The sequence below is a fragment of the Pelagibacterium limicola genome, assembly GCF_015694405.1.
In the GTDB taxonomy this organism is placed as follows: domain Bacteria; phylum Pseudomonadota; class Alphaproteobacteria; order Rhizobiales; family Devosiaceae; genus Pelagibacterium; species Pelagibacterium limicola.
On the sequence record NZ_JADQDB010000005.1, the window covers coordinates 269636 to 290585 of the forward strand.

Below are 20950 nucleotides of genomic sequence, written 5' to 3' on the forward strand. Positions count from 1 at the left end.
TTCAAGCCTCCTGCCGGGTGGGAATATAGAGGGCGCCGCCCTCGCGAAATTTTTCTGCCATGGCCGCCATGCCTTCCTTGCGCGCCTCGGCACGGATGTCGTGAGAGATGCGCATGGAACAGAATTTGGGGCCGCACATGGAGCAGAAATGAGCCAGCTTGTGCGCCTCTTTCGGGAGTGTCTCGTCGTGAAAATTCCGTGCGGTCTCGGGATCGAGGGCGAGGTTGAACTGGTCCTCCCAGCGGAACTCGAAGCGGGCCCGGCTGAGCGCATCGTCGCGCAGCTTGGCGGCCGGATGCCCCTTGGCGAGATCGGCTGCGTGAGCCGCGATCTTGTAGGTGATGACGCCGGTCTTGACGTCGTCCCGATCGGGCAGCCCCAGGTGTTCCTTGGGTGTGACGTAGCAGAGCATAGCCGTGCCGAACCATCCGATCATGGCTGCGCCGATCCCGCTCGTGATGTGGTCGTAACCCGGCGCAATGTCGGTGGTCAGAGGTCCGAGCGTATAGAACGGGGCCGCGCCGCAGACGGCGAGCTGCCTCTCCATATTCTCCTTGATCTTGTGCATCGGCACGTGTCCCGGACCTTCGATCATCACCTGGCAGTCGTGCTGCCATGCGATCCGGGTCAGTTCGCCCAATGTCTCGAGTTCGGCAAATTGCGCGGCATCGTTGGCGTCGGCGATCGAGCCGGGTCGCAGGCCGTCGCCGAGCGAGAAGGTCACGTCATAGGCGCGCATGATCTGGCAAATGTCCTCGAAATGCTCGTAGAGGAAGCTCTCCCGATGGTGATGCAGGCACCATTTGGCCATGATCGAGCCGCCCCGGCTGACAATGCCGGTCACCCGGTTCACGGTCAGCGGGACGTGGGCGAGCCGAACGCCGGCGTGGATGGTGAAATAATCAACCCCCTGCTCGGCCTGCTCGATGAGCGTGTCGCGGAAAACCTCCCATGTCAGCTCCTCGGCCACGCCGCCCACTTTCTCGAGCGCCTGGTAGATGGGCACCGTACCGATTGGCACCGGCGCATTGCGGACGATCCAATCGCGGATATTGTGGATGTTGCGGCCGGTCGAGAGATCCATGACCGTGTCCGCACCCCAGCGGATGGCCCACACCATTTTTTCGACTTCCTCGGCCATTGAGGAGCTGAGGGCCGAATTGCCGATATTGGCGTTGATCTTGGTAAGGAAATTGCGCCCGATGATCATGGGCTCGAGTTCGGGATGGTTGATGTTGGCCGGGATGACGGCGCGTCCCCGCGCAACCTCGTCGCGCACGAATTCAGGCGTAACGAAATCGGGGATCGCGGCGCCGAAGCTCTCGCCGTCCCGCTCTTGGGCGGCGCACATCTGTTCGCGGCCGAGATTTTCGCGGATGGCCACGAACTCCATTTCCGGCGTGACGATGCCGGCGCGGGCATAGGCGAGCTGGGTCACGGACGTACCGGTTTTCGCGCGGAACGGACGGTGGCGGACCGGAAACGCCGGCGTCAGTCGATCGGGCGAGACAAAGCCGTTATCCTCCGGCCTGTCATTCCGGCCCTCATAGGGCTCGACATCGCGCCGACCGGCAATCCAGCTTTCGCGCAAGCGCGGCAAGCCCAGTTCGATGGCAATCGTTGCTTCCGGGTCGGTGTAGGGGCCGGACGAGTCATAGACCGTGACCGGCGGCTCGCCGGCGCTCGGATGCAGGGCGATCTCGCGCATAGGCACCCGGATTTCGGGGTGAATCGCACCGGGCTTGAAGATCTTGGCCGAAGCCGGAAACGGTCCGGTGGTGACGTTCGGGGCGGGATGGATTGTCATGTCGAGGCTCCTCGCTTGGCAAGCAACGGAGACCCAGCTCTGACGGGAAGGATAAACGCCTCGTATCGCGAAGGCCGCCTGGCCATGAGGGCATCTGCACCGTCCCTACGCCAGTGTGAACTGGATCAGGTTCGTAGGGTCCCTGCGCTGCCTCGCGGCCTAGCAGTATCTCAGCCCCTTGACGGGACACCCCTGGTGAAGGCTGCAAAATGCGAGTGGATGCGGGAGATGTCAATCGCCTTTCCGACGAGCGGTCCGCGCCGCCTCAGCGCGCCGCCCAGAGCAAGCCGCGCCGGAGAATTGTGCGGACATGGGGAATCTCCAGTTCGTCCGCGGTGTGGCCGAGCGAGGAATAGAACACGCGCCCCTTGTCATGGTTGGTGACGAAGACCACCGGCATGACGACATCCTTGCGCCAGGGATGAAACTCTCCCGAAAACGTCGTGGTGGCCAGCACGTCCACGGCCGGGTCGTAGTTGAGGTAATACTGCTCGGAGGTATGCTCGAAGCTCTCGATCCCAGCCATGATGGGGTGGTCCGGGCGGGTAACCTCGACCCTATAGGTCACGATATCGCCGGGGTGCTGCACCCAGTAGCAGCTGGCGGCATAGCGGAACGGGACGCTGGCGCGAAAGGTCGTGGCGAGGCCCATGTGATAGCTGGCAAGCCCGGTGCCCGCCCGGATGGCGGCTATGAGCCTCTCCATCTTCTCGGGCGCCAGAGTACCGTCGGTGATGACCGGCACGACGAGATCGTTGCTCCCCACGTCTTCGGCCCCGAGGGCGTCGTAGTCCGGCGTAACCGTGACGGCAAACCCCTCTTCCTCGAGCAGGGTCCGCACCACCTGCGCGCCGCGCTCGGGCGTATGCAGTTCCATGCCGCCCCAGACCACGAGCGCCTTCTTTTGTTGCGTCATAGTCCGAGCCCCACCGCTTGCGTGCGATGCACGCCCTTGGGCACGAAGGCGAAATCGTCCTCGATACCCAAGAGCTTGGCCGCCAGATGCACGACCGAGAGCCACATTTCGGTGCCCTGCAAGCCAGGTTCCTGCCCATCGGCGAAGGGAAAACCCTTTTCATCCTGCCAGCGTTCTCCGGCGCGAGCGATAATGGCGCGCGCGACCTCCTCGGCTTCGGCCCTACGGTGATCTGTCTGACCAAGGCAGAGCAGCAGGGGATGAATGGTGTCGAGCAGGTTGCAGGCAGTATAGGTCGCACCTGAAAAGCCGCCATATTGACGGTAATTGAGCAGCACGGAATCGATCGCGCGCTCGGGCCTGGGCACGGCAATGCCGAATTGCGCATAGGTGCCGCGCGTGAGCCGGTAAAAGCCATTGACGGGCTGGAGCAGGCCTTGCTCCAGGGTGGGTGAGCCCCACAGCCCCGTCCCCCTGTCCTGATGCAGCGCCAGCCAGCCGAACAGGGTTTCGCGCACCGTGCCAGAGGTGAAATAGCGGGCGTTGAAATAGAGCGCGGTGCCGATGGTGTCCACGTCCGCGCCGGCTGCCCAGGCCCGTTCCCGCCAGGTCAGACTTTCGAGCCACTGGCAGAGTTCATGGGCCGGGAGTTCCACCGCTGAAACCGGATGGAGCGGTCGTGCGCCCAGCACCTCAAGCGCATAACCGACAGCGAGAACGTTGTAGAGGGCGAGGCCGTCCCGGCGCAATTCCGCGCCCGGAAGCGGTCGCTGCCAGGGGTCGGGAAAAAGACCGGTCACGGGCTCCTGGACGGCCTGAAGCCGCGTGACGGCCGCGTCCCGATCCAGCCCCTCGGGCGTACCGCCGAAGCCGGTGGCGATCTCGATGGCATCGCAGAGATGCCGGATGCTCATGCGATTTTCGCCATGGTTCTCGCGCGAGAGATATTCGCCATTGTCCATGTTGCGCCTAAGAATGGCCTGGTGTTGCGCGGCGGCGCGGGCGCTCAGCGTCCGCAGCTGCTCGCGCACCCCGTCCTGCCTGCCGCGCCCGCGAAACCGCAGCACCTTGGCCGGAACTCCGCCGACAATGGCCAGCGGCGGCACGTCCTTGCTGACTACGGCCCCTGCAGCGATCACCGCGCCGCGTCCGATGCGCACCCCGTCGACGACGACAGCATTGGCGCCGATCCACACATCGTCCTCGATTGTGATGCCGCGCGTTTCGTGCGCCTGCTTGTAGATCGGCACGTCCGGGTCGTCATAGCCGTGATTGAAGCCGACAAGCGAAGCATGACTGGCAATGCGCACGCCGTCGCCGCAACTGACCTTGCCAGACAGCGTCGCATAGGGGTTGACGGTGCAATGGGCGCCCAGCGTCACCTCTCCGCGCACCAGGGCATGACCGGCGATCCAGCTTTGCTCACCCAAGTCTAGCCGAGTGGTGAAAATGGCGGCTTCGGCGGCGATATAGGCGGTTGGGTGGATAGCGGCGCCAGCCCTTTCGCGCAGTAGCGCGAGACGCGCCTGGTGCTCGGGACTCGCAATGTCGTCGGCCTGGCGTTCCCAGGTCAGGAATTGCAGACGGGCGCGATGCAGGGCCGCTTCATCGGACTCATGCCGCGCGCCCTCCTCGGCTGCCCCTAATGCCTCTGCACGCTCTCGGTCGGTGTCGCGGTGGTGGTCCGCCAACGGGCCCGATGGGTGGGTTAGTCCGGACATTACGCCAACCTCTCGAGCAATTCGGGTACGATTTCATAGAGCAGGGGTTCGCCGCGCGTATAACGTTCGACTTCCTCCACGGCCATCAAGCCCAGCCGGGCCCGCTCCGTGCCAATGGCACCGGCGATGTGCGGGGTGAGAAAGACGTTGGGTAGCGTGAAAAAGGGCGATCCCGGCTCGGGGATTTCCGGATCGGTGACGTCGATCACGGCATGGATGCGCCCGGTCTGCAGTTCGGCCAGCAGGGCTGCCTCGTCGACCAGGGCACCCCTTGCCGTATTGATGAACCCCGCGCCGTCCCGCATGAGCTTGAGCTGACTGGACCCGATCATGGCCCGTGTGGTTGGCAAGGAGGGGGCATGGAGCGAGACGACATCGGACCGGGCCATCAACGCGTCCAGTTCGACAAGTTCGACATGCTCGGTCACCGGATCGCCGGGCTGCACGAAGGGGTCGTAGAGCAGAACGGTGAAATCGAAACCTGCCAGCATGGCGGCCACCTTTCGACCGATGCGCGAAGCGCCGATCAGCCCTATGGTCCGGTGGAAATTGCCGATGTTCTCATCGGTCAGGGCGTGGCAGGAGCGGCGGCTGGGGTCGGCGCGGTAGAGGTCGCGCAATTCGAAGACGCGCTTGTTGGCAAAAAGGATCGCCGCCAGGGTGAATTCGGCCACAGGGACGGCATTGGCTTCCGCCGCGTGGGTGACGCGGATACCCAGATCGTAGGCAGAAGGATCGACGGTAAACTTTACCGTACCGGCAGCGTGGGCGATCAGCCGAAGATTGGGCGCCGAACGCAGGGCCTCGGAGGTGAGCATGGGCCCACCCCAGCCGGTGACCAGCACTTCGGCTTCCGCTAAAAGCCGGCGCGCCTCCGGCTCCCCGAGGCTTTCAATGGGCGCCGGCGAGAGCACCTCGCAACACGCGCCGAGCCGCTCGAGCGCCTCGCCATCGAAGACGTGGCGGGTCTTGTCCGCTCTGAAGGAAAAGGCGAGTTTGGGACGCATTAGAACCGCTCCGGCACCAGAATGGCGTTCACATCAACGCCGTTGCTGGCAAATAGAGCCTCGAGCGCCGCAATTCCGGGCGCCTCGGGCGGGTTGGAAAGCGCCATGTCGGCCTCATCGCCTGCCGGCAGCGCCAGAGCCGCCGTCACCAGCACCGTGGCGCCGGGGGCGATCTCGCCGCGCAATTGCGGCACGATGGACTTGGAGACGATGAGATTTGTGTTGGGCAGGGTGCGGAACGCTCGCCCTTCGCGCTGGCCGACGAGATCGACAATGGCACTGAGATCGGTCCGGCTCCGCGCGATGGCCCTGCCGGTTTCGTCGATATAGGTATCGGCATTGAAATCGGCGCGAGCAATGGCAAAGCCGCCTTCAGTGGCATGCAGCGGGCGCGGGGTTTCGATGCGATGGACGCGGACATGCCAATAGCCGGCATGAAGGAGATAGGTGTCCACCGTTACATCGGGCCAGGGCTTCCAGCGCGAGAACAGCGTGTCGCCGGCAATCCTGGCGATTTCGTTGGTTTCACGCACCCGGTAGTGGCGGCCATCGTCCGAAAAAGCGAGCATCCCGTCGAAGGCTCCGGAATGGTAGGCGCGCTCGTCCGCCTCGACGGAAAAACCGTAGCGGCTCGAATAGACGAACTTGGCGTATTTTTCGGCGCCAGCGCGCATCTGCCAGTTCTGCTGGCCGCTGGATAGCGCCACCACATTGCCCGGCGTGTGCTGCATGACCATGCCGGGATGCCGGAGCGGCACCGGTTCGGGAGAGAAGTCGGCGTCCACCTCCTCGGCTGTCCAGAAGGGATGATCCTTTGGCAGAGCCAGGGGCAGGAAGGCCTTGAGCGCCCAATAGGGCGAGCCGGCCGAATTATAGCTCTCGGACATCAGGAGGTTGGGATAGCCATAGCCAATCGAGAGGACGCCGTCCCCGCTGGCGATGGGCAGCTGGCTCCACCAGCGCAGATGCCGCAGGAAGTGGCCCTTGATGACACCCCAGGGCAAGGCCTCGACATCGGCAAAGGCCAGCGCGCCCCAGAAGCCGCTACAGGCAAACCGATAGGTCAGGCTGCGCCCGAAGGCCAGCGCGCCGCCATCCTCGTCGAACCAGTGCTGGATGTCTTTAGCAAAAAGCCGCGCGCGCTCCTTGTAGTCGGCCACGCGCTTGTCATCTCTATTGGCCAGCCTGGCATAGATCAGCCCGTAAAAATGCATGGCGAAGGGGATGTAATGGTCGATGCGCCGCACATTGCCGTCGCGGTACCAGCCATCGCCGAGATAGAAGTCCTCGAGCTCGCTCAGATAGGCATCGGTGTAGGAACGGTCGAATTCGACCCCGCATTCCTCGAGTCCCAGATCGACCAGGATGCGGAAGAATTTCCAGTTGTTGTCCGCGTAGTCGAATTTTCGCGCGTGCTTGAGATAGGCCGCCAGATTGTCCTTGGCCCGTTGCTCCAACGGGTCCCACACCAGATGGGGCAGCATTTTCATGGTAAAGCCGATGGCCGCCAGTTCCACCTGACGCTGGTCGATGCCGTTGACCGCACCCCAGTATTCGGGATGCTCGGGATCGGTCCCGTTGGCAAGACCCTGGCGGTAGAGCGCCCAATGGTCGAAAAGGCCGCCGCCGGCCGCCAGCGGCGTCAGGCCCCAGAGCGGGCGGGCAAAGCCTTCGAGATCGGCTGCTGCCCGGTCGAAATGGGCCCCCACGCCGTCGAGCCGCACCCGCGCCCCGCCCTTGGAAAAATAGGGCAGAAGCGGCGTAAAGAGAGCGTTTAGCCCGCGTTCGACGTCATCGCGGGTGCGAAGCGGGTTGCCGAAGAGCGGATTGGCCGTGGCAGGATCATAGGTCATTTCAAGCGCTCGCCTTTTGCGGCGCCTCGAAGGCGCCCTGTAGTTCAAGGGCTTCGGCAAAATGGCAGGCGGCCATCTGGTCTGTGCCATCGATGGCGCGGAGCGCCGGCTTCTCGCTGCGGCAGCGGTCCTGGGCGTATTTGCAGCGCGTATGGAACGGGCACCCCTGCGGCCGGTTGCCGAGATAGGGGATTTCTCCCCTGGGCGTGGTGCTGCGGCCCTTGCGCCGGGTGGGATCGGCGACTGGCAGGGCGGCGAGCAGCATTTCCGTATAGGGATGGCGCGGGCGCTCGAACAGCAGGTCGGTGGGCGCGTTCTCCACCACATGACCCAGATACATCACCACCACCCGGTCCGCGATGTAGTTGACCACCCCCAGATCGTGGCTGATGAAGATGTAGGTAAGGCCGAACTCTTCCTTGAGATCGTCGAGAAGGTTGAGCACCTGGGCCTGAATGGAAACGTCGAGCGCGGACACGGCCTCGTCGGCGATGACCAGCTTAGGATCGAGCACCAGGGCGCGGGCGATGCCGATGCGCTGGCGTTGGCCGCCCGAAAAGGCGTGCGGATAGCGCCCGGCGGCGTCCGATGGGATGCCGACCTTGGCCAGAACGTCGTAGACCCTTTCCTCGAGTTCGCGGCCGCGTGCGATGCGATGGATGCGCAACGGTTCTGCCACGAGGTCGAAGACCCGCATGTTCGGGTTGAGCGACGACATGGGATCCTGGAAGATCATGCGCACGTCGCGGCGCCAGGGCTTGAGTTCGCGCTTGGACAAAGCGGTCAGCTCAACCTTTGCGGCGTCCTTGGGATGATAATAGACGCGTCCTTCCGTTGCGGGTTGCGCCTGAATGATGCAGCGTCCGAGGGACGTCTTGCCGCATCCGCTTTCGCCCACGATGGCCAGGGTTTCGCCGGCCTTGACGGTGAGACTGATGTCGTTGAGCGCCACCAGCTCCCGCGAGGGCCCGAAAAGGCCGCTGCCAAGCGTATATATCTTGGAGAGGTTTTCGACCGAGAGGATCGTGCTCATGCCAAGGCCTCCATCTTTGTGCGGGCCAGGAGGTGACACCGCGCGAGATGACCCGCACCGACCTCGGTCGGGGCGGGACGGGTGCCGGCGCAGGGCTCGAAAACGTAGGGGCACCGGCTGGTAAACGCGCAGCCAGCCGGCCTGTCCTTTGGCGAGGGCACGGTGCCCTTGATCGGCGAGAGGCGCTGGCGGTCCGCCTTGCGCCGCAGATGCGGCACCGAGTTCATCAAGGCCTGGGTGTAGGGGTGCTGGGGCGACCTGAAGACTTCATAGACATCGCCTTGCTCGACCACGTCCCCCAGATACATGACGGCGACTTCGTCGGCGATTTCGGCCACCACGCCCAGGTCGTGGGTGATGAACAGCATGGCCATGCCGAAATCATCCTGAAGCTGGCGCAAAAGATCGAGGATTTGCGCCTGTGTCGTGACGTCGAGCGCCGTGGTGGGCTCATCGGCAATCAGGAGTTTGGGCGTGCAGGCCAGAGCCATGGCGATCATGGCGCGCTGTCGCAATCCTCCCGAGAGCTCGAACGGATAAGCATTGGCCCGCTCGCGGGCGCCCGAAATGCCGACCTGATCGAGCAGGTGCACGGTGCGTTCGCGCGCCTTTTTGGGCGATACGCCTTCATGCAGCACGATGACCTCGTCGATCTGGTCGCCGATGGTGTGCACCGGAGAAAGCGAAGTCATCGGCTCCTGGAAGATCATCGAGATTTCCGCGCCGCGGATCGAGCGCATGGCAAGGCTGTCGGGCTTCAGCCGGGCGATATCGACCGTGCCTTGCCCGTGGTTGAAGAGAATCTCTCCGCTGGGAAGCAAAGCCGACTTGTCGAGCAGACGCAGGATGGCGCGCGCCGTAACCGATTTTCCGCAACCGCTTTCGCCGACCAGGGCCAGCGTCTTGCCGGCCGTGAGGGTCAGGTCGACCTGCCGCACCGCCTCGACATCGGCCTCGTCGGGCGAGGTGAAGGTGATGGACATGTTCTTGATCGCAAGGATGGGTTCAGCGGCCATGGGGATCTGCGGCATCACGGAGGCCGTCTCCAAGGAAATTGAGGGCGAGAATGACCACGATGACGCAGAGGCCCGGCATCAAGAGCCAGGGTGCGGTCGCGAGCGTGCGGATGTTCTGGGCGTCCTGGAGTAGTGTGCCCCAGGAAACGATCGGGGCCTGCAGGCCCAGACCAAGGAAACTCAGCGCCGTTTCCGCAAGGATCATGCCGGGAATGGCGAGCGTGGCCGCAGCGATAATATGGCTTGTGAAGCTCGGGACCATGTGACGGGTCACGATGCGCCAGTCGCTCGCCCCGTCGAGTTGCGCAGCGGTCACGAAATCCTCGGTCCTGAGGCTCAGGAAACGCCCGCGCACGACGCGCGCCAGTTCCGTCCAGCCGATCAGCGAGAGGATGATCGTGATCGCGAAATAGGTCTGAAGAGCGCTCCAGTCCCTGGGGAGCGCCGCGGCAAGACCGAGCCACAGCGGAATCGTGGGCATGGAGCGAATGAATTCGACTACGCGCATGACGACGCCGTCGAACCTGCCGCCGTAAAAACCGGCAAAGCCCCCGATGACAATGCCAAAAAAGAGACTCAGCGTTACGCCGGCGAGCCCGATCGAGAGCGAAATGCGCGTGCCGTGAATGAGACGGCTAAGCAGGTCCCGGCCCAGCCTGTCAGCGCCCAGGATATAGAACGGGTCGCGCGGGTTCTCGAGACCGATAAAACGCGTCGACATCGGGATGAGGCCGGCCAGGCGATAAGGCGCACTCTCCGCAAAAAACCGGACCGGCAGGCGCACTTCCTCGTCTATGACGAAAGTCCGGCGCAAGGCGACCGGGTCGATCTCGGTCTTGTAGCCGTAGACGAAGGGACCGAAATACCAGCTGCCGTCCTCGTTCCGGTCGAAGAAATGGATGCCCTGCGGCGGCGCATAGGTATAGCGGGCGTTGTAGGCCGAGGGATCGGTGGGCGACAGGAACTCGGCCAGAATGGCAACGGCGTAAAAGAAGACCACCACCCAAAGGCTGATCAGCGCCAGCCGGTGCTGGCGGAAACGCCTCCACATCAGGCCGAGCTGGCTTTCGCGGGCGATCCTGCGCGGGGCAATTTCCGAAACTGGCGTTTCCATGAGCAGGACGGCCATCACCTGGCTCCGTAGCGAATGCGGGGATCAATAAGGGCAAGAAGGATGTCCGAGATCAGCGTGCCGATCACGGTGAGGACGCTGAGCAACAGGATGATCGCGCCGGCCAGGTACATGTCCTGGGTGGTGAGGGACCGCAGCAGCATCGGTCCGGCTGTCGGCAGGTTCATGACCACCGAGACGATCACCGAACCCGATACGAGGGCGGGCAACAGCCAGCCAATGGTGGAGATCAGCGGGTTGAGGGCGAGGCGGACGGGATATTTGAGGATCACCTTCCACTCGGGCAGGCCTTTGGCGCGGGCGGTCACCACATAAGGCTTCTTCATCTCATCGAGCAGGTTGGCCCGCAGGATGCGGATCAGCTCGGCAGTGCCTGCGGTGGCGAGCACCAGAACCGGTGCCCAGGCGTGGCTGAGGAAATCCCAGACGCGCGGAAGGCTCCAGCGTGCCATCTCGAATTCCGGCGAGAACAACCCCCCGAGCGTGGTTCCGAACCAGGTATAAGCGAGGTACATCAGAATGAGCGCAAAGAGGAAGTTTGGTACCGCGAGGCCAATGAATCCCAGGATGGTCGAGAGGTAGTCGCCCAGCGAATACTTGCGGACCGCCGCGTAAATGCCGATGGGCAGGGCGACGAACCACATGACGATGACGGCAAGTCCCTCAAGGAGGATGGAATTGCCGATGCGGCCCCAGATCAGTTCCCAGACCGGACGCTTCCATTCGAAGCTATGGCCGAAATTGCCCTGCACGACACCGGTAATCCATTTCCAGTACTGGACATAGAAGGGCTCTCCCAGACCATATTGGGCGCGCAGGTTCTCGATAACGCGAGGATCGACCTGATCGCCGGTTGAGGCAAGCTGGGCAATATAGCTCGTCAGAAAGTCGCCGGGCGGCAACTGGATTATGGCGAAGGCCACGATGGAAACGGCCAACAGCGTGAGAAGCATGGCGATGAAGCGCCTGACGATGAAACCAACCATAACCGGCCTCCGGGTATCTGGGGTTTCCCCCCGCAGCCTGATGCCGCGAGGGGACTAAGCGGGGTGGGAGATCCGCGCTTATTCGAAATACCACGTAACCGGGTCCATTGGCGCCGGGGTCGGGAAGAGCCAGGCGTTGAACATGGTTTCGGGTGCGTTCCGGAGATTGTTGCGGATGATCGAGTAGGAGTCCGGCATCAGGCTCACCCCGATCACCGGGAACTGTTCCTTGGTGATGGCGAGGATCTGGCGCATCAGGTCGGCGCGTTCGTCGGGATCAGACGAGGAGCGGATCTGGCGATAGAGTTCCATCTGCTCCTGGGCCCAATCTGCCGGCTCCTCGGCAATTTCGGGACGCGTGCCGTTGAACCACTGCGCCCAGCGATAGGCCCAGACCGATTCATCGCTGAAGGGGAAGTAGTAGCGGGGCTCCTGTACCACTTCGAGACCACCGTCGCCCGCCCAGACCTGAGCGTCGTAGTCATTGCTCGGGCGCTTCTCATAGAACAGCGTGCGATCGATATTGTTGAGTTCGATCTCGACACCGACAGCCGCAAGCTGGAGTTGCATGATTTCGAGAATGTCGATCCATTCGGGACGGAGCGCCGAGATGACGTCGACGGTGATCCTGACCGGCTGGCCGTCGCTCATGAGGCGAACGCCATCGCCGTTCATTTCCGTCAGGCCCGCGGCTTCGAGGTGCTCGATGGCAAGCTCGGGGTTGAACTCGGTATACTGCTTGGCCAGTTCTTCGTCATAGAAGGGGGACTGGGGACGTGGCGCGACCTGGTAGGGCTCTCCCTGGCCGGTAAAGACCAGATCCACGATCTCCTCGCGGTCGATGGCATGAGAAATACCGATGCGGAAATCCCTGTTCTGGAAGAGTTCGCGCTTGACCGGATCGTCGTGGCTGAAATTGAGCTGGAACACCAGCGTATTGGAGGCGGAGGGAATCACCGCGCCCAGATGATATCCACCCTGCTCCTGTCCATCAAAGAACAGCGGCTTGTTCACGTTGGTGGCAATGTGGCGTTCCTGGAAGTCGATCTCGCCATTGAGCGCGGCGAGGGTCAGTTCCTCGACGCCGCCCTGGCTGACACGCATGTCGAGCCTGTCGATATAGGGCAACTGGTTGCCTTCGCTGTCGACCTTCCAATAGTAGGGATTGCGCTTCCAGGTGACGCGGGAGGCGTTGGCCGTCAGCGGTTGGTCGAGCACCCATGCATAAAGGGTGGGCAGGTCGGGATTGGCGAAGCGGATGGTTTCCCAGCCCCAGGCACAACGGTCCTGCAAATGCAGGGCCCAGCTCGAGAAGCCCGCAGCTTCGGCATCGGCAGCCGCGTTCTCGTTGTAGCTGGGGTGGAACTGGCTGCAATAGGCCTTCTGAAGCGAAGTGATGTGGATGCCGTTGACGCTGGCCATCTCGTCCATCAGCATGCCGTTCGGCCGGTTGAACTTGAACTTGAAGGTCAGGTCATCGATGACCTCGACGGTCGCCGGGTTGTTGATGTTGTCGATCCAGCTGCTCGCCGCATATTCGGGGTCCTGGTACATTTCGACGGTGAAGGCGATGTCGGCGCTGGTGAATGGTGCGCCATCCGACCACTTTACCCCTTCGCGCAGCTTGAAGGTGTATTCGGTCGCTTCGGCATTGGCCTCCCAACTTTCGGCAAGGTTGGGAATGACGGTCTGCCATTCGCGGTCGAAGCGTACGAGGCCCTCATAGGCCACCGTTTTGGCGATGAGGCCATTGTCGCCCCCGCCATTCATTCCCATGCGCCAGGTGCCGCCATATTGGCCGATGCTCTCGGCGTCCAGCACTAGGGGGTTGGCTGGCAGCCGCTCCTCGAGGGGCGGGATTTCACCGCTCTGCACCAGGGCGTCGAGCATGGGCGACTGCCCTGCGCCGAGCGCCGGTCCTGCAGCGGTCAGCATGGCCACAATGGCCACGGCGCCCGCCGCCTTAAAACATTGGGTCTTGTTCATTCTGGTCCTCCCTTTTCCGGGGCTCAGCGGCCACCGGGTTCCAATTCAAGGTCCGAACGCTCCTCCGCGTAGGACCCGCGCCTGATCTGCCCGATGCCGGACAGCCCTCTCCGCACCGAAAGCGGCGAGATTTCGAGCGCGACACTCCCCACCGGGCGCCTTTGCCTGGGGGTGAACACCACGCGCGTGAGGTCGACGGCCGGCTGGTACTGTTTCTCCACGCCGGGATGATGCTCGAAAGCCACATCGAGCAAGCCGCTATCGAAGGTGATGCGTACCCCTGCATCAACTTCGCCAACGATGACGCTATCGCCTTCGAGCCGGGTATTCATGGGCGTTACCAGGACGGACTGGAAAAGGCTGTCCTCGGCATGGAAGCGATAGGTATCGTCAAGCAACACACGTCCGCCGGAATGGGACCGATCCAATGTCAGGCTGCGCCGAAGCGAGTCCAGCCCGGCGGCTTGCGGATAGGCCGCTGCCATTTCGAGCTCCAGCCGGTCTGCATCCACGCCGTGATGGTGGCTGATGACCTGGGCCGCGTGTGCCCGGCCCTCGACCTGCTCGAAGCCGTTGACCAGCGGCACGGAGTGGCCGCGCGATGACGCCATGAGGTTCTGATAGCGCTCAGGCCCGAAATAGGCCTTCGAGTAGCGGCCGCGGCCGGGATCGGTGAGCACGACCTTGCCGCCGGATACGACCATGAACGAACCGACATCGTTCTGGTTGTGCATTTCGTCGTTATGCCCCCCTTTGACGGCGAGCCGCAGCGCTGCCGGATCGGTGGGATCCAGGCGGCTGATCATCCAGGCCATCTCCTCATACCAGTCGTGGGGGCCGAGGCGGGCCGGTTCGGCCTCCGGGGGCAGCGGCCAGGCAAATTGGCGCAGGGGCCAGGCGAACTGGTTGAAGTGGGAAAGCACGTAGTCGTTCTTCATGCCCAGCCCCAGAAGACCGGGCAGCTCGAGACGGCGCGCCAGATAGGTGAGCAGGCCGGGATGGAACACGGGATTGCTGTCGCTGTCAGAAAAGCTCACCCACACGCCGGGGCCCAGCATGGTGCGTAACGGGAACTGAGCGATGTCGCGCAGGGCCGGCCCGGCGAGCAGGTCGATGGTGCCACCGGACCGCAGATCCAGCAGGTGGGCCAGCACCACGTAATTGCCGAAACCGTACGTCCAGTAGTCGGGCCCTTCGGACGATCCGCCCTGGGAATCGAATGTATCGAGATAGTCGGCCAGGCTGTGCAAGCCGCGGGTCACGATGCGCGCCAGCCTGTCTGTATCCGCCTCCAGATAGAGCGCGGCGCCGACCACGCCGGCCACGCACACCGCCGTCCAGTTGTTGACCTGCTTGTGTGGCGTCGTGCGCAGCCACCAGTGATCGTCCCGATCGAGAAACGGCGCGACGACGCGGCGGTCGACCTCGGCCCGCAGGCGGGCCCGAAGGTTGGGGGAGAGGCGCTCCCCGACGAGATAATCGAGCTCGGCCATGTCGAGCGCGGACATGGCAGCCGCCAGGTCGAGCGTGGGGTGATCGGGATGGTCGAGGCCGCGGGCATGGGCGGGCCAGGACCAGTTCGTTTCCTCCAGCCGCGCCCAGGCAATCTCCTCGAGGGCCGGCACAAAGCGCCCTTCGCCTTCGAGCCACTCGGCCAGCGTCAGGCCATAGAGCATGGTGCGGCGGCGGCGCTGGGCGTCCTCGTAGCCCTCGCGGCGACCTGTCTTGCGGAACTCGTCATAGAGCCGGGCCGGAAGGGCGGGCATGGGAGCGTCCCGGTCGGCCTCGGCCCGGACCAACAGATCGGCCATGGCCTCAGCGCCGAGTTCGGCAGAGAGTCGAACGCATTCGGGCGTACCGCTGCGCGGAAACGGCGCGAAGGCCTCGGCCTTCTTCAAGACCGAGGCAACCTGCCCAGAGCTCCATTGCCGCAAATCCACCTGCTCGCCTCCCGCGGAGAGCCCGGAGCACCCGGGCACCCTGCAACGGTATGCACAAAATTGCGCAATTTCAAGTTTTTTGCGTTATTCATGCAAATTTTGCAAATTTTCGAAATTTGCATTGGCTCTGGAACCGGATAGCTCGCTTGCTCGGGCGGGGTTGGCGACTCTTTTCAACAACCCCGCCCGAAATAATTGCGCCCGGGCCTCAGGAAATGGTGCGAACCGTTTCGCCCTCGACGAGGGAGACACCAATCTCAAGTTGCTGAACGGCGCGCTCGCCGTTCAATTGATCGGCCAGCAGGCGCACGACCCCCCGGCCGATCGCTTCCCGATCGACGCGGACAGTGCTGAGGCGCGGATTGGCCATGCCCGCAATCGGCAGGTCGTCGAATCCCATGATGGAAAACCCCCTGGGCATCGGAGAATCCTGTCCCAAGAGCGTTTCGACCATCTCCACCGCAGCACTGTCGTTCCAGCAGAAGATCGCCGTCACATCGTGCTTGTGGGCGAGCAATGCAGCCAGAAGAACCTGGCTCGAGTGTTCGTTGGAAATCACCACGCTTCCCGTGACGCCCGGATTGGCGGCAATCGCAGCCTCGAAGCCTCGCCGGCGTTGCAGAATGGTGGGGCGAAGGCGGTAGGTATAATGGAGGATCTTGCGGTGCCCCGCCGCGATCAGGCGCTGGGTCGCCTGGAACGCGCCGTGGAAGTTGGCCGGTGCGACGGAGCTGACCCGCATTTGCGGATCGACACCATTGGCCAGCACCATCGCGATGCCGGCGTCCTGGGTCCACTGAACGATCTCGTCGTCCGGATCGATGCCGGCCAGAATAAGGCCGTTGGCGCCGGTCTTGGAGACCTGCCGACGGAGGAAGTCCAGCGTAACGGTCTCCTCGTTGACCAGGCGCACGTCGAGCGCCATGCCCGCAGTCTGGGCCTGGGAGCGCATGCCCTCCACGATACCGTGATAAAAACTGGCGAGATTACCTATCGCGCTGTTGAGAGGCACCAGCGCCAAGGCCCTTTTGTCGAGATTTTCACCTGCAACAGGGTGCTTGGATTTGTAGCCCAGCTGACGCGCCACCCGCAGCACCTCGCCCCGGACACCTTCGCTGATCCCGATCTCATTGGCCAAGGCCCGCGACACCGTGCTAACGGAAACGCCCAGTCGCTCGGCGATATCGGCCTGGCTCGCGCGTTTTCTGGGCGCCATGTCCTGTCCCTCACTCCCGTAACGCAATATTTGCGTTTCTTGAGCAAAGCAACCCCTCACTGTTGATTGTCACTGACAAAGCGCCGCGCCCATGGCGGCCCACCCGGGGACCGCAAATTTCGAAGACGTCGCCCCGCGATGAGGGTTTGACCGACAGCTTTGGGGGAAAAATGGCACACCGAAGCAATACAGAGGGGCGCTGCAAATACCGGGACGTTTCTAGCGCGACCCATTGATGGTACGGCATCTTTGCGCTCAAAATCGACAGTTCTGTTACGAACCCTTTGCCGCGAAAATGGGGAGATCCTCTTGACGACGTTAGGCGTTCCGGAACTCCGGCAAGAGATCCGTCATGGCGCGGCCACTTCCGTCCATTGCCATAGGGAAACTGGCATGTTCGTGGACAATTTTCCAGGACCCGGCGATACGCTTTAGCACGATGGTTCGCCGACTCCAGGAGTCGACCGTTGTGCCATCGGTCTTCACGCCAGTCATGCGCGACAGCCCGAAGGCCACTGCAAGATCGCCGTTGATCATGAACTGCGGGTCCGCCATGTGAACGGTGACGGCGTCGCGCCAAGTTGCAAACCAGGTATTTATCGCCTCGATGTCGCGTGCTTCTTCGCGTCGATACGCAAGGGGCGGCTGCAGATCGAAAATCACCACATCTGCGTCCATGGCATCGACTGTAGCGCGGGCGTCCCCCTTGGCAATTGCGTCTTCCTGGGCCCGGATAACGGATAGAACTTCCTTTTCAGACATCATCGTTGCTCCTTCATTTCTTGAACGACGAAGCCCGGGCGATCAATCCGACGTGGACACGCCACTCTTGGTTGCTGATCTGGCAGGTCCTAGCTCCTGTTGCATGGTCGTATCCAGGGGATGAGCCGCTCATCTGCCGGACACAAGCGTCATCGGCTACGTCATCGTGTGCGGCCCGGGCTAAGCGCAGGTGATGCCGTGGGCACCAGAGCCCGTGCCCTTAGATACACATAAGCCACCAATACGGGTACCTATAGCCCAATGGAAAAGCCTCCAGGTACCGCACCCTTCAACCAGTGCCGGTACCGTTGGTGTTGTCATTAGGACAGTCAAAGAGGTCGATGATGAGCTTAGCGGATAGTTGGAAGGTTTGCGAAGCGGCGCTTCTGCGGCATCAAGTGAACGACATTGAGCACATCATCTGCAAATCGCATATTCGGACGGGGATCGTCGCGGTGGGGCAGAAGAAGGATGAAGCGGCATGAGATTGTTCACAGCAGGGGTCACACTCAGCCTGGCGCTTGTTCTCGCGGGGTTCCTTTACGATGTCTACTTCGCGGGAATCCCTTACCAGGATCCCACCCCAGAACTGCAATCTCGTTGGGCTTTTCATAAAGGCGTGTCGAAAACAATGATGCTCGCAGGCGCCATCGGCTTTGCCTTGGTGGCTTTGGCTGCTCTTATGGTCGGCCTCCGGCGTCGGCGGACAAGGGCCGACCCGTGAATGACGAAAGCGCCCCCGGCTCATGCGAAGGTGCCCCGCAAATCGCTCTACAAGTGTCGGCAATTGGCCCGAGGGGGCGGGCCGAGCTATGCGGGCACGTTGGCTCGACGTTTTGGTCTTCTAGCGTACGTAAATCTTTGTTCTGGAACCATTTTCCCCGGAATACCGTTGCCGTCCGGACTTAATTGCACAGACCGGAGGATCCAATGGCCGAAAAAAATCTCAAGTCACTTTTCGAAGACACCTTGCGCGACATCTATTATGCCGAGCGCCAGATTCTCAAAGCTCTTCCCAAAATGGCCAAAGCGGCAAACTCGGAGGAACTGGCCCAAGGTTTCGAGCGTCATCGGCAGGAAACCGAAACCCATGTCGAACGGCTCGAGCAGATTTTTGAGATGCTCGACAAGCGTCCCCGCGGCAAGACCTGCGACGCCATTCTCGGCATTATCGAAGAAGGCAAGGAGGTGATGGAGGAATACAAGGACACCGTTGCGCTTGATGCCGGACTAACGGCTGCGGCACAGGCCGTCGAGCACTATGAAATCGCGCGCTATGGCACCTTGAAATCGTGGGCTCAGCGGCTCGGGATGAAGGACGCGGTTCGCCTGCTTGACCAGACGCTCAACGAAGAAAAGGCGACCGATGAAAAACTGACCGCACTCGCCGAGGCCGATGCCAAGGCGGCATGACACTGTGCCGCTGTATGACGGCATCGGCCCGGACGACGCCATCGATTTGCGCGCTATCCTCGAAGGCAGGCAACTGGAACCTTCCTTGGCGCAGAGGCTTGCAGCAAAGGGCTGGATCGATCCCAGCCCGCATGGCCATCTCCTCACGCTTGCGGGTCGTTGCGTGATCGATAGTTCAACCCTGCGCTGAACGTTTCGGAGCCTGTTCCAGAAATAGGAACAGGCTCTGCACTTTTTAGGGCAAGTGGGCCTAATAGTCCCCGACGTGCTTTGGGAATTATGACGTCTTCGCTCGGCGCTGCGATTTGCTGAAGAGAATAAGGGCTTTGCCGAGCGGTTCATCATCCTGAGACGTTTTATGGCCGTACCCAGGTTAGTCTGGAAATCGAACGCATCCGGCAAATCACCAAGGATGCCAAGGCCAACATCAAGCGTCTTCACCACGCCAACGTGCATGGCATAATCGATCTGAACGATGACGACTCCGCCAGCGCATTCAGGGTGTAAGGCTCGAAGGCGGGACACCTCTGCAACGAGATTGGCGCGCCCGAAAGGATTCGAACCTCTGACCCCCAGATTCGTAGTCTGGTGCTCTATCCAGCTGAGCTACGGGCGCGCAGTGCCGGTTTTGGGGGCTGGCCCCGACGGCAGGCGCAACGCTTATACCGGGTTGGCAGGCAATGCAAGCCTTGAGGAAAGGGAAATTTGATTGCTGACGCGCGCTCCAAAGGACGTGGGTCAGACAAGGCTTGCGAGGGGAAAATCGAGGGCGAAGCGCGTGTCCTTGGGGGTATCGAGGAGGGTGAGCCGGCCTCCGTTCGCCTCGGTCAATTCGCGGGCGATGGCGAGCCCCAGCCCCGTGCCGCCGGCCCGCGCCGAACCCTCGAAAGCCACGAAAAGGTTGTCGCGCGCGCGGGGCGGCAGGCCGGGGCCGTTGTCGGCGATCACGATCCGCACCTGATCGCCCTCTCGCCCCGCGGTGAGGACCACTGCAGGGTCGGGGGTTTTTTCCCCCATCACCTCGAGAGCCTCGCGGGCATTCTTGAAGAGGTTCACCAGCACGCGCGAGACGTGATCGGGATCGAGTTTGAGATCGAGGGTTTCGGGCACCTGGTTGTCGAACCTGATCGTGGGATGCCCATGAAGCCCGGCTGCCTGGGCCGCTTCGTTGCCAAGCGCATGAAGGGAAAACCTGCGCGGGCGTGGCGGGGTGACCTGCTGGCGTCCATAATCGAGCACCGTCTGGGCAAAGCCGATAGCCTTGTCGAGCGTGGTCACTAGCCTGGGCGCGAGCCGCTGCACCTTGGGATCGTCGAGGGTTGCCACCTGATCGGAGAGCAATTGTGCAGAGGTCAGCATGTTGCGAAGGTCGTGATTGATCTTGGCGACTGCCAGCCCGAGATCGGCAAGGTGGCGGCGATGACGGAGCATCGAGAACAGCTCGGCCTGCGTTTCGGACAACGCGTTCTCGAGCACCCCGATTTCGTCGTCGCGATCGGGATCGGGCGTGATGATCAGCGTGCCGTTTTCGGGATTCCGGCGGAAGGCGAGAACGTTGCCGGTCAGCCGCTTGATGGGCGCAATCAGGAGCCGCTCGGCAAAGATATAGAGTACGGCCGCGGTCACCGCTGCAATAATGAAGCCGAGCGCCAGAATGTTGACCGAATAGGTGAGCATGTCCGCCCGCAAGGGGCCTTCGGGCATCACCACCTCGACGACGATGTCCCCCGCTCCGGGCGGCACGCCGACGATCCGCAATACCCGCCGACCACCGAAGAGCAGAGTTTCCACCCCTTCCACGACGAGGCGCAGGGGGTTGCGGTCCCGCATGTCGGCGAGATGGGTCTCGGTGGGCATGGTCACCGCTTCGAGCGCAATCAGGTCGGTCTGCCCGGCGCGCCGGTAGACGATGGCCAAAGCGCCCGCAGATTGCAGCAGGGGATCGGTGATCTCCACCGGCAGGTCCGTGACGTCGGGCACTGCGTCGAATACACGCACCGCCACCCCGCCGACACGCAGGCGGTCGTCGAGCCAGCTCGCACGGTAATTGGCGAGCGAGGGGAAGAAGACCGCGACCTCGACCAGGAGGATGACAAAGGCAATGACCGAGATGAGCTTGAAGGACAAGCTTCTCACTCTCACCGTTTTGTCCCCAAGCGCCA

At 62.6% G+C, this 20950-nt stretch carries 16 protein-coding genes, 1 tRNA gene and 1 riboswitch; of the genes, 2 read left to right on the forward strand and 15 right to left on the reverse strand.

All coding sequences use genetic code 11. The annotated features are described in order from the left end of the window. Position 1 precedes the first annotated feature (1 nt). From thiC to I2G20_RS12185, 13 genes are all read right to left on the reverse strand, one after another. A complete protein-coding gene (gene thiC / locus I2G20_RS12125; protein WP_196259976.1) occupies positions 2-1807 on the reverse strand; it encodes a phosphomethylpyrimidine synthase ThiC in 1806 nt (601 codons plus the stop codon). A gap of 84 nt (positions 1808-1891) precedes the next feature. Continuing rightward, positions 1892-2011: riboswitch (TPP riboswitch) on the reverse strand. Positions 2012-2072: 61 nt separating this feature from the next. After that, a complete protein-coding gene (locus I2G20_RS12130; RefSeq protein WP_196259977.1) occupies positions 2073-2723 on the reverse strand; it encodes a ThuA domain-containing protein in 651 nt (216 codons plus the stop codon). Then, complete coding sequence (locus I2G20_RS12135) at positions 2720-4444, reverse strand: acyltransferase (RefSeq protein ID WP_196259978.1); 1725 nt, start codon at positions 4442-4444, stop codon at positions 2720-2722. The genes I2G20_RS12130 and I2G20_RS12135 overlap by 4 nt, the downstream gene beginning before the upstream one ends. Further along, positions 4444-5451 (reverse strand): hydroxyacid dehydrogenase, encoded by a 1008-nt coding sequence (locus I2G20_RS12140; protein ID WP_196259979.1) that lies wholly within the window; start codon positions 5449-5451, stop codon positions 4444-4446. The genes I2G20_RS12135 and I2G20_RS12140 overlap by 1 nt, the downstream gene beginning before the upstream one ends. Further along, positions 5451-7304 (reverse strand): DUF2264 domain-containing protein, encoded by a 1854-nt coding sequence (locus tag I2G20_RS12145; RefSeq protein ID WP_196259980.1) that lies wholly within the window; start codon positions 7302-7304, stop codon positions 5451-5453. The genes I2G20_RS12140 and I2G20_RS12145 overlap by 1 nt, the downstream gene beginning before the upstream one ends. A gap of 1 nt (position 7305) precedes the next feature. Beyond that, entirely contained in the window at positions 7306-8337 is a 1032-nt protein-coding gene (locus I2G20_RS12150) for an ABC transporter ATP-binding protein (protein WP_196259981.1), read from the reverse strand. Then, entirely contained in the window at positions 8334-9353 is a 1020-nt protein-coding gene (locus I2G20_RS12155) for an ABC transporter ATP-binding protein (protein WP_196260101.1), read from the reverse strand. Before I2G20_RS12155 ends, I2G20_RS12150 begins: the two co-directional genes overlap by 4 nt. After that, positions 9343-10482, reverse strand: coding sequence for an ABC transporter permease (locus I2G20_RS12160; RefSeq protein ID WP_196259982.1), 1140 nt, complete (start codon positions 10480-10482; stop codon positions 9343-9345). Before I2G20_RS12160 ends, I2G20_RS12155 begins: the two co-directional genes overlap by 11 nt. Beyond that, positions 10482-11471, reverse strand: a complete 990-nt coding sequence (locus I2G20_RS12165) for an ABC transporter permease (RefSeq protein ID WP_196259983.1) — start codon at positions 11469-11471, stop codon at positions 10482-10484. Before I2G20_RS12165 ends, I2G20_RS12160 begins: the two co-directional genes overlap by 1 nt. Before the next feature lie 78 nt (positions 11472-11549). Next, positions 11550-13457 (reverse strand): ABC transporter substrate-binding protein, encoded by a 1908-nt coding sequence (locus I2G20_RS12170; RefSeq protein ID WP_196259984.1) that lies wholly within the window; start codon positions 13455-13457, stop codon positions 11550-11552. A 23-nt stretch (positions 13458-13480) separates the two neighbouring features. Continuing rightward, positions 13481-15397, reverse strand: coding sequence for a heparinase II/III domain-containing protein (locus tag I2G20_RS12175; RefSeq protein ID WP_196259985.1), 1917 nt, complete (start codon positions 15395-15397; stop codon positions 13481-13483). A 208-nt stretch (positions 15398-15605) separates the two neighbouring features. Then, a complete protein-coding gene (locus I2G20_RS12180) occupies positions 15606-16613 on the reverse strand; it encodes a LacI family DNA-binding transcriptional regulator (protein ID WP_196259986.1) in 1008 nt (335 codons plus the stop codon). A gap of 318 nt (positions 16614-16931) precedes the next feature. Then, positions 16932-17378, reverse strand: a complete 447-nt coding sequence (locus tag I2G20_RS12185) for a YybH family protein (protein WP_196259987.1) — start codon at positions 17376-17378, stop codon at positions 16932-16934. A gap of 927 nt (positions 17379-18305) precedes the next feature. Here I2G20_RS12185 and I2G20_RS12190 point away from each other — a divergent pair. Continuing rightward, positions 18306-18788, forward strand: a complete 483-nt coding sequence (locus tag I2G20_RS12190; protein ID WP_196259988.1) for a YciE/YciF ferroxidase family protein — start codon at positions 18306-18308, stop codon at positions 18786-18788. Positions 18789-18792: 4 nt separating this feature from the next. Beyond that, positions 18793-18978, forward strand: a complete 186-nt coding sequence (locus I2G20_RS12195) for a hypothetical protein (protein ID WP_196259989.1) — start codon at positions 18793-18795, stop codon at positions 18976-18978. A 349-nt stretch (positions 18979-19327) separates the two neighbouring features. Here I2G20_RS12195 and I2G20_RS12200 read toward each other — a convergent pair. Further along, positions 19328-19404: transfer RNA gene (locus tag I2G20_RS12200), tRNA-Arg, on the reverse strand. A 122-nt stretch (positions 19405-19526) separates the two neighbouring features. Further along, the gene (locus tag I2G20_RS17485) at positions 19527-20930 is read right to left on the reverse strand and encodes an ATP-binding protein (protein WP_196259990.1); all 1404 of its coding nucleotides are present in this window, start codon (positions 20928-20930) and stop codon (positions 19527-19529) included. Between the last annotated feature and the right edge of the window lie 20 nt (positions 20931-20950).

Coding starts and splice junctions, on each gene's coding strand:
- thiC (WP_196259976.1), bottom strand. CDS start 1,807: ATGACAATCCATCCCGCCCCGAACGTCACCACCGGACCGTTTCCGGCT.
- I2G20_RS12155 (WP_196260101.1), bottom strand. CDS start 9,353: ATGGCCGCTGAACCCATCCTTGCGATCAAGAACATGTCCATCACCTTC.
- I2G20_RS12140 (WP_196259979.1), bottom strand. CDS start 5,451: ATGCGTCCCAAACTCGCCTTTTCCTTCAGAGCGGACAAGACCCGCCAC.
- I2G20_RS12190 (WP_196259988.1), top strand. CDS start 18,306: ATGGCCGAAAAAAATCTCAAGTCACTTTTCGAAGACACCTTGCGCGAC.
- I2G20_RS12160 (WP_196259982.1), bottom strand. CDS start 10,482: ATGGCCGTCCTGCTCATGGAAACGCCAGTTTCGGAAATTGCCCCGCGC.
- I2G20_RS12145 (WP_196259980.1), bottom strand. CDS start 7,304: ATGACCTATGATCCTGCCACGGCCAATCCGCTCTTCGGCAACCCGCTT.
- I2G20_RS12135 (WP_196259978.1), bottom strand. CDS start 4,444: ATGTCCGGACTAACCCACCCATCGGGCCCGTTGGCGGACCACCACCGC.
- I2G20_RS12185 (WP_196259987.1), bottom strand. CDS start 17,378: ATGATGTCTGAAAAGGAAGTTCTATCCGTTATCCGGGCCCAGGAAGAC.
- I2G20_RS12180 (WP_196259986.1), bottom strand. CDS start 16,613: ATGGCGCCCAGAAAACGCGCGAGCCAGGCCGATATCGCCGAGCGACTG.
- I2G20_RS12150 (WP_196259981.1), bottom strand. CDS start 8,337: ATGAGCACGATCCTCTCGGTCGAAAACCTCTCCAAGATATATACGCTT.
- I2G20_RS12165 (WP_196259983.1), bottom strand. CDS start 11,471: ATGGTTGGTTTCATCGTCAGGCGCTTCATCGCCATGCTTCTCACGCTG.
- I2G20_RS12170 (WP_196259984.1), bottom strand. CDS start 13,457: ATGAACAAGACCCAATGTTTTAAGGCGGCGGGCGCCGTGGCCATTGTG.
- I2G20_RS12130 (WP_196259977.1), bottom strand. CDS start 2,723: ATGACGCAACAAAAGAAGGCGCTCGTGGTCTGGGGCGGCATGGAACTG.